Source organism: Pseudoalteromonas phenolica (assembly GCF_005886345.1).
Classification (GTDB): Bacteria; Pseudomonadota; Gammaproteobacteria; order Enterobacterales; family Alteromonadaceae; genus Pseudoalteromonas; species Pseudoalteromonas phenolica_A.
In genome coordinates, this window is record NZ_PNEC01000004.1 from 121,665 (window position 1) to 136,501 (window position 14,837).

Here is a 14,837-nt window from a genome sequence, read left to right on the forward strand (position 1 = left end):
GTTTGCTTTTTGTAAAAAGTGTTTACTAGAAGGGGGGTGGATGTTTTTTGATAATAAATTCAGTGTGTTGCGCTTGGGTTTTTTGTATTGTTAAGTTGACAGGTTTCTGTTTGGGTAGCAGCTTGAAGAGTTTGATTTAACTTTTGGTTAGTGTGTGCAAACTTCCATTAAACTTCTAGCTTTTATAATGTTCTCAAATGTAACATCTCTGTAGTGGTAATTGTTAAAAGTGCTGTCTCTTTAATGAGCATTTAAGCTTTTTTATTAATTTTATAGGGAACTTTTGAGGCGTAAGTTAAAAAACACCTCAAAATGAGATTAACCTGAGTGTTATGTTACTCGAGTATTTTACTTATGGCTGTAACTCGAGCAGTTTGCAAGCCGAGTTTGATCTCAGCGCCTTTATAACCTAATGCGATGATTTGTTGGGCAGTAATTGCTTGTGCCGCATTGGCACAGTTCTCTAGCATTTTTGCAATATCAGTTTTATTTCCCGAGTACTTTAAAATCTCTAGCAGTAAAGAGAATCGTTCTGGTCGGCGCCATAAATCAATTTGATTAAAAAATTGTAATACACCCTCTGCATTTAATGATGCATTGAGTAGTAATTGTAAGGTTTTATAATCTCGCAAACTATTGGCGAAGATACTTGGGATCCTCAGACTTTGCTCAATATCTTTTAAGTTATCTAATTTACACGTTTGAAGGCAGATACAAAATTGGCAAATTTGCCAAGTACTTGTTATATGCAGCGAGTTACTCATTTCTTTTTGATTATTAATTTGTGAAGTCAAAGGGCTATTAAGCGCGTTCCAACTAGGCAGTATAGGTAGGGTATCTTCCAGCGCATTGAGTTCATTGAGCACATCTAAGAATAAGTGGAATGTACCTGTTTTTAGGCACTTCTCAATTTCTAACCAAATACGCTCTTTGGTGAGAGTTTTGAGCTCCCCGGCGCTGACCATTTCCTTCATCAATTTAAATGTTTCAGGTGCAAGGATAAAACCTAAGTGATGATATCGAGCTGCAAATCTTGCGACACGTAATATGCGCAATGGGTCTTCACTAAAAGCGGGGCCAACATGTCTAAGTATGCGGCTTTTAATATCTGCTTGGCCATGATAAGGATCTACAAGTTGCCCGTTTTCATCCTGTGCGATGGCGTTGATGGTTAAATCGCGACGATACAAGTCATCTTCTAAAGTGACTGTTGGGTCAAAATCACAAATAAAACCGGTATAACCTTGTCCGCTTTTACGCTCTTTGCGCGCTAGGGCATATTCGTCTTTACTCTCAGGGTGTAAAAAAACGGGAAAGTCTTTACCGACTTGTGTATAGCCTAAAGCAAGCATTTGTTTAGGCGTACTGCCAACCACAACATAGTCATGTTCAACGATGGGGTAATTTAATAAGGCGTCGCGGACAGCGCCGCCAACTAAGTAAACTTTCATTTGTCATCCGGTCTTTAATGATGTGCATGGCTTGATGGTTTAATCTTGCGCACTTTTTTGCCATTATAGGGCCTATCATAACAATAAAGAGTTTTATCGTGTATTTAAGCTATTTTGGGTTGAAAGAAAAACCGTTTTCAATTGCACCTAATCCCGAGTATTTATATATGAGTGAACGTCACAAAGAGGCGTTGTTACACTTGAATTATGGACTGGGTGATACGGGAGGATTTGTACTTTTAACAGGTGAAGTAGGCACAGGTAAAACGACTATTACACGTTCAATGCTCAAATCATTGCCAGAGAATACCGAAGTTGCTTTTGTTTTAAACCCTGCTTTGTCTGAGCTTGAATTATTGGCCAGTATTTGTGATGAATTAAATATCACATACGATTTGCAATCAGCAACGTTAAAAAGCTTAACCGATGCTTTAAAAGCTTGCTTTATTGAAAATTATAAATCGGGTGGTCATACATTATTAGTGATCGACGAAGCTCAGCATTTATCCCCTAGTGTCCTTGAGCAACTACGCTTATTAACTAACTTAGAAACTGATAATAAAAAGCTAGTACAAATAGCCTTGATTGGTCAGCCTGAGTTACAAGTGCTTTTGCAACGAAATGAGCTTAGGCAGCTTGCTCAACGCATTACCTCTCGATATCACTTGTTATCCTTAACCGAGTCGCAAGTGTTTGCTTATATTCAGCACCGTTTACAAACTGCAGGATGCGACACCGAATTATTTAGCCATGAAGCCGTTGCACATATTTATAAACGCACTCAAGGGATCCCAAGGTTGATTAATTTGCTAGCTGACAGATGTTTGTTAGGGGCATTCTCAGCACAAAAAAAACAAATAGACAAAGCGGTAGTTGAGCAGGCAGCAAGAGAGGCGCTGCCTATGGCAAATATAAGTGCCGAGCCTGAATCAAAAAGTAAATTAAAGCAATTTGCTCCATTGTTATCGTTTATTTTGGCAAGTTATCTGTTTGGTTTTGCCGCCGCCTTTATTTTTTAAGAAGTATGATTATGTCTTTTATTGATGCCGCATTTAAACAATCGCAAACCGCTAATAATACCGAGCAAGCACATTTAGCGTATCAACAAACTAAGCAACTGGCTTTTTATAAAAAGCTATCTATGGGATTAGCGGCAATTACAATAAGTACTGTATTTGCTACTGCTGGGTTTTATAGTGGGAAATATTTACAAAGCCAGTCTCAGCAATCTTCGGTAATAGAACCCAAAGAGTCATCTAAGAAAGAAAATATTGAGGAAAATACAAAATCTCTAAAAGTGGTTGATCAGCCTTCAAATCAAGTAACGATTAACTCAGAACAAGCCCAGACTGCTTCAATACCTCAAGTTGCTGCCTCGACAGAGCAATATCAGTGGATGTCTGTACAAGTTGGATTAGATGCGCAAGGTAAACCGGTATACACGCAACAGTTAGTGCCAGTTTCTGCTATTGTGAACCCAGGGCAAACCACTGCACGTGCAAATATCCCAAAAGATCAGAATATGAGTGCAGTGACAGAAGATTTGAGTCAATATCGTGTATTAGGCAAATCACTTGAATCAAATACGTCAATGCCGGCTCAACAGGAAGATTTAAGTCAATATCGAGTTTTAGGTAAGCCTTTATCTGAGAGCTCTAATATTCAAACAAGTGTTTTAGAAGAAAATGTAGAAAAAAACTTGAATGTCACGAGTGAAAATCAAGTACTTGAAAATGAAGTGTTACTGGCAGATGAAGCCGCAGCTCGACTTAAAGCCGCTTTTGATTTAGCCGTGGCTGAAACAGAGAATAAAGATTTTTCGAGTCAAGAAATAGAAGAACCCCAATCTAGTGAAGAGCAAACGCGTTTAGCAATAGAGTTATTACCAGCAAGGACACAAATAGCGATTGGTAAATTGACGTATCAAGCCCACATATATGCATCTTTAGAGCATAAACGTTGGATAAAGATCAACGGCGTAGAGTTATATGAAGGAGATAAAATAAATGGCATGAGGTTATTAGAAATTGCTCCGGAGTCAAGTGTGTTTAGGTTTCAAGGCTATGACTTTACTGTAAAAGCCATGCAAGATTGGCAGCCATAATGACACTGAACGTGTGGAATTCGAGTTACACAGAGCCTAAGTGAGTTTTTTGTGACTGCATTAGGGTAAGACTGAGTGCTTGAAAAACTTAATTAAATCTAGGCCGAACTCTTCAGGCTTTATTGCAGCTTCTAGCTCATCAGTACAGTGTTTCTCTGCTAAATCTATGTTTTCGACAGCGAGGTGATACATTGATTTGGCACTGTAAAATACTTTAACAATTGGCTTTAAAGGTTGTGCTGGGTTTGAGCTTGTGACCATGCCTATTCTTTGAGATTTCAACTTAACCAAAGACCCAACAGGGTAGAGACCAATGCAATTGATAAACTCATTCAATAACTTTTCGTCAAAGTGTTGAGGGCTACTTTCACGTAAAATTTTGAAAGCTTGGATGGGGGGGAGTGCTTTTTTATAGACTCTTTCAGCAGTTAATGCATCAAATACATCGACAATAGAGGCCATTCTAACAAATTGAGATATTTCGCTATGACTGAGACCGTTAGGGTAGCCAGAGCCATCTAAACGCTCATGATGCGAGCCAGCTATTTCACAGCTAATTTTAGATAAACCTGCTTCACTGACAATATCAAAGCTAAACTGAGCGTGTTGCTTCATTTGCTCAAATTCCTTATCACTTAATTTACCTTGCTTATTGAGAACTGTATCATCCACTTTTATTTTACCAATATCATGGAGCAAGGCGCCGGTAGCGAGCTCTTCAATAATATGTTTATTCAAACGCAAATGCTTAGCAAATATAGTAATAAGTGTGGCAACGTTCACTGAGTGCTCGAGTAGATAAGCGTCTTTTTGTTTGATCATTGCAATACAAGATAATGCATCTTGATTACGGAATATTGAATCTATAAAGCCATTTGCTACTTCTTTAAAAGCCTCGACATCAATAGGGTTGCCCGCCTTTAAATCAGCAAAAGCCTTTTCTTGAAGTGCCTTGGCTTCCTCTACAAGCTTCACGGCTTGATTTATTTCAGCACTCATTGCGGTCGATTTATGCCAAGGATTTAGGTCTTCTTGGACTTCATTTTGCATTGGCGTATCTGTTGCTGCAATACTATGCTTGCTGATATTCAAGTCGAGAGTTTTATCTGGATCGACCTCAACTTTTAAAATACCAGCAGAAGCGAGTTTGTTGATACTTGCTTGTGACTTAACCCAACCTTGAGTCTTGATTTGCACACTGCCTGTTTGCTCTAACACGCTGACAACAAACATACCAGGTTGAAGCTCTTTTATGTTTATGCTCTTCACTGTACTTTCTTTTTTATTGCTGTTTATTTTAGCCTAGCAAAAGATGCTTAAAAGAACAGTTGAGTAATAGCAATCTTATAAATTAATAGACCATTCTAGCTAGCTAAATAGCCCACTAGCTCCTTTAAGGTTTTTCTTTTATAGAACATGTGCATACCATAATTTTTTATCGTTACTTGATAATTTCTGGTAACTGGTTACCATGCCAAAAATGAGTCGTCAATTTAATGCAATTGGTATAAGACCATGAAAATTAAAAAAGCCTGCACTCCTTTATTAAAAGTACAGGCTTTTTAAAAGTGAACGAAGATTATTATTCGTCGTCTTCGACCAATGTCATCAGTGATGTGTTACCACCAGACGCCGTTGTATCGATACTGATGGTCTTTTCTGTTACTAGACGGTTAAGTAGCGTATCGTAGTATTCAGCGCTGATAACAGGCAGGATAGCGCCTTTACGTGCAGCCATTTGCGTGCTGAAGTAACCTTTACGTGCACAGCCACTGCCTACTACAGTTGCTGCAAGGTGATCATGAGCCAATACAGCAGGAAGTTGATTAAGCTTAGCAACCTGCATAACACCTTCAGCTACGCCGCAGCTGATTAACTTGTCTCTAAAAGCAAGTGCTTCTTCGTGGAATAAGTCAGACACTACAGTGATCACGGTGTTACCAGCAGCAAGCGAAGTAATGATAGACATTACCCAGAAGTTAAATGAGGTGTCTTTATCTGCAAAACAAACAACACAACCGCGAGGCTCGTAACGAATTGTATTTGATTCACCTGTAGGGCCAGGAAGTTGTACAACTTTGCTTAAACGTTTTTCAACACGGATAATTTGCTCACGTGCATCAGCTAAAGTGTGCGATAAGTCATCAGCAAGCTGATCCATAATCTCAACATTAGCAAGTTTCGCTAATAACTGACGTACCACAGATACGCGATTGTTTAACGGCATTGCACGCCACGCTTTTTCATCACGCATTGAGTTTTGCATTAGCTGGCTAACTTGCTCTTGTGCACCTTGGAAAGCTTTAAGTTCTTCAGCATCAACTTGTACGTTAGTAACTTGACGGTTATCTGGTGTCTTATTCTCTTTTACTAGGCGAGATAAGTAGTTAGGGCCACCAGCTTTAGGACCAGTACCAGAAAGACCACGACCACCGAACGGCTGAACACCAACAACTGCACCGATCATGTTACGGTTGATGTAAATGTTGCCTGCGCGAGATTGCTTAGCTAGGTAGTTTGCACGCTCTTCAATACGTGAGTGAATACCCATTGTTAAGCCAAAGCCAGTGCCGTTCACTTGGTCGATTACTTTATCGATTTCAGTGCCTTTGAAGCGGATCACGTGTACACATGGGCCGAATACTTCTTTCTTAAGTACAGATAGGTCTTTGATCTCATATAAACGAGGCGCAAAGAAGAAGTGACCTGTTTCACCCATATCAGGAAGCGGACACTCAAAATGCAGTGTTGCATTGCCTTTTAAGTACTCTACGTGTTCAGTAAGGGCGCTATGGGCTTTTTGGTCGATTACCGGGCCTACATCCGTTGAAAGGTAAGCAGGATCGCCAACGTGTAGCTCTTTCATTGCACCTTTGATCATGCTGATCACTTTGTCTGCAATTTCTTCTTGTACAAATAGTACACGAAGTGCTGAACAACGCTGACCTGCAGATTGGAAACCTGAAGAGATTACATCGTCAACAACTTGCTCAGGCAGCGCCGTTGAGTCAACGATCATACAGTTTTGACCACCGGTTTCAGCAATCAGGGGGACTTGGTCGCCACCACGCTCAGCAAGGGTTTGTGAAATACGCGTACCTGTCTCGGTTGAACCTGTGAACATTACGGCTTGAATACGCTCGTCAGGTACAATCACCTGACCAACTTTACTACCGCGTGCGATAACAGGCTGAACTACGTTTTCAGGTAAACCCACTTGCTTCATTAGGTCGATAGTGCGAAGTGCCACCAGTGATGTTTGCTCTGCAGGTTTAGCAATAACTGTGTTACCAGTCACGATTGCCGCTGCTACTTGGCCTAAGAAAATCGCTAGTGGGAAGTTCCAAGGGCTGATACATAAAATCACACCGCGTGGAGAGAAACGCTCGTCTAAAGAAAGCTCTTCAGCTTTTGCTGCGTAGTAACGACAGAAATCAACCGCTTCACGTACTTCATCGATACCATCTTGAGTAACTTTACCAGCTTCTTTAATACACAGTGCGATTAGCTCATCACGGTGATCTTCTAATATATCACCCGTACGACGAAGAATGTCTGCGCGCTCGTTGATTGGCACTTTTGACCAAGCTTCGAATGCTTGTTCAGCGTTCGTTACTAGTTGCTTCATTTCAGCTTCGTCTTGGTGACGAATTGAACCTAGTACTTCATCGTGATTTGCAGGGTTAATTACCGCTTCGTGACCTTCAGGTACATCGTTGTGCGTAATTAAGTTTTTCTCTACCCAAGCATTTAAGTTTTCACGCATTGGCGTGATGTGGTTAATGTTGGTTAAGTCTAAACCTTTAGAGTTGTTGCGCTCTGCACCGAACATATCGATAGGCATGATAATTTGCGTATTACGCTTGTTGCGTAAGCGCTGAATCTTTTCTACAGGATCTTCTAATAGGCTTTCAACCGGCTTACTCTCATCAACAATCGCGTTAACGAATGACGAGTTTGCACCGTTTTCTAATAGACGACGAACTAGGTAAGCAAGTAGGTCTTCGTGCTGACCTACTGGCGCGTATACACGACACTGTACTTTGTCTTCGGTGACAACTTGGTTGTATAGTGAGTCACCCATGCCATGTAGACACTGGAATTCGAAGTTGTTGTATTCGCCGTTTGCTAGCTCAAGGATTGTTGCTGCAGAGTAAGCGTTGTGCGTTGCGAATTGAGGGAAGATCACATCACGTGCGTTCATTAGTTTAATCGCACAGGCTTTGTAAGATACGTCAGTGCTCGCTTTACGTGTGAATACTGGGAAGCCTTCAAGGCCATCAGCTTGAGTTAGTTTTACTTCAGTATCCCAGTAAGCGCCTTTAACAAGACGAACCATCATTTTACGGCCAACGCGACGACATAGCGATTCTAACCAGTCAACAACCCAGATAGCACGCTTTTGATATGCTTGCATTGCAAGACCGAACCCATTCCAGTCACCTAATGCTTCATCAGAGAATACCGCTTCGATGATGTCTAAAGAAATATCTAAACGGTCTGCTTCTTCTGCATCCACAGTGAAGTTGATGTCATATTGTTTAGCTGCAAGTGCAAGCTCTTTTAGTTTAGGAACTAGCTCTTCCATTACGCGTTCACGATGTGTGAATTCATAACGAGGGTGAATCGCAGAAAGCTTTACAGAAATACCAGGGCTCTTGATTGGACCACGGCCATTAGCTGCTTTACCAATGACATGAATTGCTGTCATGTAGCTGTTGAAGTAACGCTCAGCGTCGGCCATGGTGCGGGCACCTTCACCTAGCATGTCATAAGAATAAGCATAGCCTTGTGCTTCTTTTTCTTTTGCACGTTCTAGGGCTGCTTCAATGGTTGTGCCCATTACGAACTGCTGACCCATGATCTTCATTGCGTATTGTACAGATTTACGGATAGCTGGCTCGCCAATGCGACCCATAGTACGCTTTAGCAAACCAAACTGTTCTTCTTTTGATTTATCTGCGTAGTCAACCATCTTGCCTGTTAGCAATAAGCCCCAACTTGATGCGTTAACAAATAGAGAGTCACTGTTACCTAAGTGAGCGCTCCAGTCACCTTGACTTAGCTTGTCACGAATTAGTTCGTCTTGTGTTTCTTTGTCTGGCACACGAAGCAAAGCTTCTGCTAAACACATTAACACCACGCCCTCTTCAGAAGATAAAGAATATTCTTCTAATAGCGCATCAACACCGCCTTTACCTTTTTGGTCTTGACGAATGTTTAATACCATTTGACGCGCGCGCTCCCAAGCACGGCTTCGAGCAGAAACACCAACTTCTGCTAAAGGCAAAATCTGATCGATGACTTGTTCTTCATCGATGCGATAAAAGTCTCGGATCTTTTGACGGATCGGACATTGGGTTATTAAGTCGCCTTTAAATAGCATAATGTGAACCCTCTATAATTTTGTAAGGTGATAAAAATTTTGTGCATTGTATATAAATTGCAGCAGGATATGCTGGTTTAATTTAGCTGTTTACGGTAATTTACGGGGTAAATTCAAAATAATTCAGCATAAAATCCTGTATGACAACTTCAATTAAAACACGTGTGCTTGATCGCATTGATTTAGCTATTTTAGACGCTCTACACAAAAACGGCAGAATTTCGAATGTAAACCTCGCTAAGGCAGTAAACTTAAGCCCCAGCCCGTGTTTAGACAGAGTCAAAAAGCTAGAAAGTGAAGGCTATATAGAAGGGTACAGTGCTAGATTAAACCCTGAAAAATTGGGCCAACATTTGGTTGCCCATGTTGAGATCACCTTAAAGAGCTCGACTGAATCTGTATTTGAAACCTTTAAACAGCATATTGTACTGATCCCCAATGTCGTAAGTTGCGATATGGTTGCAGGGGGCTTTGATTACTTAGTGAAAATCCGTGTACCAGACATGACTGTCTATCGTGAAGTATTGGGGCAAATCGTTGAAATTCCAGGGGTAGGTACAAACCACACTTATATGGTGATTGAACATGTAAAACCAGATTTAGGGGTTGGAGTGCTCTAAGCTAAGTTATGTGATTTATAGAGCCTAACCTATTAAAAGCTAGTAGTACATTCATATATCTATAAGCTTTTGCTCGCTTAATCGATAAATAAAAAAGCCGTGCATTGCACGGCTTTAAGTCCAGTTTACTTTATAAATTAAGAACCACCAGTACCAGTTACTTCACGTTCAATAACATCACAAGTGGTAGGTAAGTCTAGTACTTGTTCAGTTACAGAACCCTCAGCAACAGTGAACTCAGCACCAGTCACATATGTAAATGTAGCCGCGTCATAACCAGAAAGTTTGTAAGTACCTTCTTTAAGGTTGTCAATAGTGGCTGAACCGCTGTTATCTGTGTAAGCATATGTTACAAAGTTATTATTTGCGTCTAAAACATATAGCCATGTAGAAGTTGCAACAGGTTCAGGTGCTACATCAAACTCATCTGTGTTAGAACATACAATCTGAGTTTTAACAGGTAAATCTACACGAGCTGGCGGTGTATCAAGTGTAAGAACAACTGTTTTGCCATCTAAAGCACAAACGTCGTCTAACTTAAGTCTACTTGCAGTGCCATCAACAACATTGTCAGTTGTTTCACCTTCAATACCATCAACCACATTCGCACCGTCGTTGATTAACTGCATAAATACAGAAAATGAAGGTGGGTTTGCAATTGTCGCTTTGTTATAGAACGGGAACTCGTATCCACGCTTATATTTACGATAACCACCAGACTGAGACTCAACAAGTAAATCAAAAGCAGTTACGTTATCAACAGTACCACCAGCGTATTTGATGTCGAAGTTGACTTGACCATTTGTGCCACATTGACCACGGTTAGGCTCACGCCAGTTGAAGAAGTCAAGGTTCCAGTATGATAAGTGAGTTACCTGAACAGCAACATCAAACACAGAAGCGTCATCAGGATTTACTTGAGCTACACCGTAGCTTTCGAAAGACCACTCCGCTACATCAGCGTCATAACTCCATACAGGAACAATGTCACCAGCTTTAATTGTACGACCTGGAATCGCAGTGCCATCTGACGATATACAAGCACCCTTACGGAAGTATGCACCATCAGTTGCTTTTGCTGAGTCTTTCGCGAAAGCAGCTACAGTTTCTTGTGCAAGTTCTCCAGTGTAATTCATTGGGCATGAGTTAGCTGTATTTACGTCTACTTGCATTTTTACTTCGATACTATTCTTTTTAGCATCTTCACCTTCACCAGTAGAACCAAACTCTTTAACTTTGTTACCTTCTTCGTCAGTAAGTTCGATAGCAACGAAACCTGCGGTCGTGAACGCACCAGCTTGAGCAGTTTCTTCAGCGCCGTCTTCATTAGAAGCAGGAACAGGAACAGCTAAGTCTAAACCACCTGGGAAGAAGTCTAGTGCAGAAGTAGTTCTTGTTTGATCTGAAGCAGGTGCATCATCAGCATTAGCAGCAGCAGTAGAGCTAGCTTCATTGTTAAAGTAAGCGACAGCTAACTTAGGCTTACCAGCTAGAGGAACAAGTTCACCCTCAGCATTCTTTGTTAGCATTTTAGAACCGCTTGGGATACTTACAGACACACCGCCTTTGTCATCTTTTTCTGTTGCATCTTCTTTAGTAACAGTTTTTGCAAGCACAATTGGGTTGCCGTCTGCAGTTTCAATAGTACCGTCGTCGGCGAAAGTAACTGTTTCATCTAACTCGATTTCTTCAGCTGCGATAGCAACACCTTCAACTTCTCCACGAGGTGTTAAAATAACGGTCGTAGCGACTTCTGTGTTATCAGTTGAAAGAGAAACAACAGCACTGTTATTGAAGTATCCATCAGCTGTGAAATTTACAGTAATATCTGTGCCTTCAGCCGACACTTCACTTAAAGAAGCAGCGAAAATACCAAGGCCAGATGTAATTTGTAATTGCTCCGCAGTAAGCGCTTCACCTTTGGTCGATACTACGTTGTCACCATTTTTTGTGATTCGAACAGTAACAGGTACTTCAGCTGTACCTAGGTTTTCACCAGCGACATTTTTTACAGCAATTGTGAAGAAGCCAGCTTGCTTTTCAGCTGCTGTACCTTCAGGAATTTTACCTACTTTTTCAGTAACAGGTGGCTCTGGCACTGGTGGCTTGATATCAATGTTGTTGTCGTTATCGCTGAAACAGCCCGAAAGGCCTAGTGTAACACCCATTGCTAGGGCAAGTTTGGTTAAATTAAACTTTTTGTTTCCCATGATTTTTACCTTTTCCTTTATATTCAAGTAAACTGAGAGTGAACTAATTATAATGCAGATATAAGAACGCCTTGCCCCGCAATGCAAATTAGTAACTAGAGAATAATAGGTCAATATTTATTCGTCAAGCCAATAAATGATACTTTATTAAAAGTTCATATACAAATTAAGTTACGCAATTTTTTGATTAAAATCAGTCCTTTTTATAGGTATTTGGACATTGGTTAAGTAACTATTATTTAACATCTAGAGGGCTGTTTGTATGAGTTATTAACATGCAAAACTTTCGACAAAATCACCTAATGCGTCTATATCAACAGGTTTAAGACCTTCATTGGTTCTTACAATGAGACCTTTATCTACTAACTCTGTTACAACACGGCGATAAGCGCGCTCTGTGGTTGCAAAACGTTCTGCTTCGGCGTTTACTGTACTGTAAGCCCTCAAAAGGGTTGGGTTGCTGTTTTCTGCGCGCATTAAGCAGTCTTTAGCAATGTTGTAGCTAAGCGGAAGTAATAGCTTATCTAAGTTCACTTTTTGGTTTTCAATGAACTTGGCTGCGATGGTTTGTGCGGTATATAAGCTAAGCTCTGGTTGGTCGAGTAATAATTGTCGCCAATGTTTGAGCTCAATGAGGTTGTACTGTACTTCATTTAAACAGGTAACTGTATATGTGCAAGGGTGATTGTTGAGCGCTTCAATTTCCCCAATTAAGGTGTTATTACAGTCAAGCTGACCGAGTAATAATCGTCTACCATTACCTACATCGTAACTAAAAGAGACTGTACCGCTTCTGACCAGAATTAATTTGCTTAATGGTTCATCTTGGTGAATCAGTATATCTTTCTTTGTGTGTACAAAAGTATTCCCCGCAAATTGCAGTAATTGTTCAACGAGATTGGCAGAAAAGTGGTATTGGAACATCTAAAAGGCTCTTAGGACAATTGTCCTAGTTAATCACATGTTGCGAAGATAGCATGACTTATGCCTTATGCTAAGTGGTTATTGAATTTTTACCTTAATTTTTGCAGCCGAGGCATTTCAATAAAATTTGATGTGGCACTTTTTGATTAAGAAAGAAATTTGTTGGAGTGAACGATGAGTTGGGAATATTTAGGGTATTTGGCGTCGGTTTTTTTAGTTTTATCTTTAATGATGACCAACGTAACTAAATTACGTTGGTTAAATTTAACGGGGTGTATTTGCTTCACTATTTACGGTGTGATGATCCAAGCCTGGCCTGTGGCGTTTACCAATGCTTTATTAGCGATAGTGAATATTTACCATCTAATTAAGCTTTTTAGAGAGAATAAGCAATAACCCCTGTTGTAATACAGAGTAGCCTTAACATCAGCTAAGTATGCTAAGGCCATTAGTAAAATTATTAAAATACCAAGCTAATTACTTCTTCTCAAAACGTTTTTCACCTGCTATCCAAGTCTGCTCTACGCCAATCTTGAATATTTCATTTTCAGGCACTGTAAAATAATCTCTGTCGATTAAAATAAAGTCTGCCCATTTGCCTTTTTCTAAACTCCCAAGCTTATATTCTTGAAATGCAGCATAAGCAGCATCCAGCGTGAACGAGGTTAATGCTTGCTCTCGCGATAGTTTTTCATTATTGCGCCAGCCATTTTCAGGTGTTTGTTGCTTCGACATCCGCGTTACAGCTGAATAAAGTCCGTCGAACGGGTTTGCAAGTTCAACTGGGAAGTCTGAGCCAGACGCCACTTTGCTACCTTGCTTTAGAAAAGTTTGCCATGCATAAGCACCTTGTAATTGCTCGTCGCTAAGACGCTTTTCTGCCATATACATATCAGAGGTGGCATGCACCGGTTGCATCGATGGAATAATATCGAGCTGTTTAAAGCGAGGAATGTCATCAGGATGTACAATTTGCGCGTGTTCAATACGGTTACGTAGTAACTTGCCACCTACGGTTTTAAACCGGCTCTCATAACTGTCTAGTACAATGCGGTTTGCTCTGTCACCAATGGCATGGGTGTGCGCACTATAACCATGTTTAAAGGTTTTGCTCATTAAGGCTTCGAGTGCAGGTTTATTTTCAAGCATAAGGCCTTTGTGATTTTTTCTGTCTTTATAATCTTTGATGAGTGCAGCACCGCGACTACCTAAAGCGCCATCAGCGTAAATTTTTACGCTGCGAATACTTAAAAAATCATTTTGCTTTTTGATGACACCCGCATCTAGCATGTTATCAAGTTTTGGGCTGCTCGCCGAAAGCATTGCATAAATACGAAATGGCAGTTTGTTTTGCTCTGCTAAATCTTGATACAAGCGCCAAGTATCATAGTCAATGCCCGCATCGTGTGCAGAGGTAATACCTAAACTAAGTAGATGCTTTGATGCTGCAAATAGTGCGCGCTGCTTTTGTTCAATCGATTGTTTTGGAATATGTTTTAAAACTAAGTTTTCTGCTTTATCGATGAAAATACCTGAGGGCTTGCCTGTCACTTGAATTATTTCACCGCCATCTGGAGATTGCGTAGCTTGGGTAATGCCAGCTAGTTGCATGGCTTTACTGTTCACCCAAATAGCGTGGCCATCAACGCGAGTGAGCACAACCGGTCTGTCGCTTACGAATTTGTCTAAATCGGCTGCGGTTGGAAAGGCTTTGTTTTCCCATAAAGTTTGATCCCAGCCTCGGCCGACTAACCACTTATCTGGATTGTTCTTAGCATAAGCTTGCAGCTTTTTACCAGCCGCTTCTGCAGAAAGAACGCCCCGTAAATCTAGCCTTTGCAGGTTATTACCTAGACCAATAATATGACCATGAGCATCAATCAAGCCTGGTAGTAAGGTTTTGCCTTCTCCATCAATAGCCTCAGCTTGAGGAAACTGCTTGATTGTATCTTTGTCACCATATTTAACGACTTTGCCATCTTTAAAAACGAGGGTAGAAAAGCGTTCGATTTTGCCATCAAGTGTCGGCGTGTAGCCGTTGACGTTATGAATTAAGGTTGTATGTGCTGCGCTTATTGCACTGAAGCACATACCGATGATGAGCGTGAGAGGTTTTATCATTATCTTTCTTCTTATCTGTTG

10 protein-coding genes are annotated in these 14,837 nt (G+C 40.7%); 4 read left to right on the top strand and 6 right to left on the bottom strand.

The genetic code is table 11. The features are described from left to right. Window positions 1-335: 335 nt before the first annotated feature. Entirely contained in the window at window positions 336-1,451 is a 1,116-nt protein-coding gene (locus CWB72_RS02680; RefSeq protein ID WP_138629067.1) for a tRNA nucleotidyltransferase, read from the bottom strand. Between the two features lie 98 nt (window positions 1,452-1,549). Between CWB72_RS02680 and CWB72_RS02685 the strand changes: the two genes are divergently transcribed. Continuing rightward, on the top strand, window positions 1,550-2,470 hold the full coding sequence (locus tag CWB72_RS02685; RefSeq protein ID WP_138629068.1) for an ExeA family protein: 921 nt from the start codon (window positions 1,550-1,552) through the stop codon (window positions 2,468-2,470). A gap of 11 nt (window positions 2,471-2,481) precedes the next feature. After that, window positions 2,482-3,555 (top strand): general secretion pathway protein GspB, encoded by a 1,074-nt coding sequence (locus tag CWB72_RS02690; protein ID WP_171037207.1) that lies wholly within the window; start codon window positions 2,482-2,484, stop codon window positions 3,553-3,555. 60 nt (window positions 3,556-3,615) lie between these two features. On the opposite strand, the gene CWB72_RS02695 is transcribed toward CWB72_RS02690, so the two are convergent. Then, window positions 3,616-4,824, bottom strand: coding sequence for an HD-GYP domain-containing protein (locus CWB72_RS02695; protein ID WP_138629072.1), 1,209 nt, complete (start codon window positions 4,822-4,824; stop codon window positions 3,616-3,618). A 313-nt stretch (window positions 4,825-5,137) separates the two neighbouring features. Beyond that, on the bottom strand, window positions 5,138-8,941 hold the full coding sequence (putA, locus tag CWB72_RS02700; protein ID WP_138629074.1) for a bifunctional proline dehydrogenase/L-glutamate gamma-semialdehyde dehydrogenase PutA: 3,804 nt from the start codon (window positions 8,939-8,941) through the stop codon (window positions 5,138-5,140). 140 nt (window positions 8,942-9,081) lie between these two features. On the opposite strand from putA, the gene CWB72_RS02705 reads away from it, so the two are divergent. After that, entirely contained in the window at window positions 9,082-9,561 is a 480-nt protein-coding gene (locus tag CWB72_RS02705) for a winged helix-turn-helix transcriptional regulator (protein ID WP_138629076.1), read from the top strand. A gap of 137 nt (window positions 9,562-9,698) precedes the next feature. Here CWB72_RS02705 and CWB72_RS02710 read toward each other — a convergent pair whose 3' ends face one another. Together CWB72_RS02710 and CWB72_RS02715 are read right to left on the bottom strand one after the other, a co-directional pair. Continuing rightward, window positions 9,699-11,771, bottom strand: coding sequence for a hypothetical protein (locus tag CWB72_RS02710; protein ID WP_138629078.1), 2,073 nt, complete (start codon window positions 11,769-11,771; stop codon window positions 9,699-9,701). A 270-nt stretch (window positions 11,772-12,041) separates the two neighbouring features. Beyond that, window positions 12,042-12,695, bottom strand: coding sequence for a Crp/Fnr family transcriptional regulator (locus CWB72_RS02715; RefSeq protein WP_130255870.1), 654 nt, complete (start codon window positions 12,693-12,695; stop codon window positions 12,042-12,044). Between the two features lie 174 nt (window positions 12,696-12,869). Between CWB72_RS02715 and CWB72_RS02720 the strand changes: the two genes are divergently transcribed. Further along, window positions 12,870-13,091 (top strand): YgjV family protein, encoded by a 222-nt coding sequence (locus CWB72_RS02720; RefSeq protein ID WP_130255869.1) that lies wholly within the window; start codon window positions 12,870-12,872, stop codon window positions 13,089-13,091. An 81-nt stretch (window positions 13,092-13,172) separates the two neighbouring features. Here the strand turns inward: CWB72_RS02720 and CWB72_RS02725 are convergent, their stop codons facing one another. After that, window positions 13,173-14,816 (bottom strand): amidohydrolase, encoded by a 1,644-nt coding sequence (locus CWB72_RS02725; RefSeq protein WP_138629080.1) that lies wholly within the window; start codon window positions 14,814-14,816, stop codon window positions 13,173-13,175. Window positions 14,817-14,837: the final 21 nt, after the last annotated feature.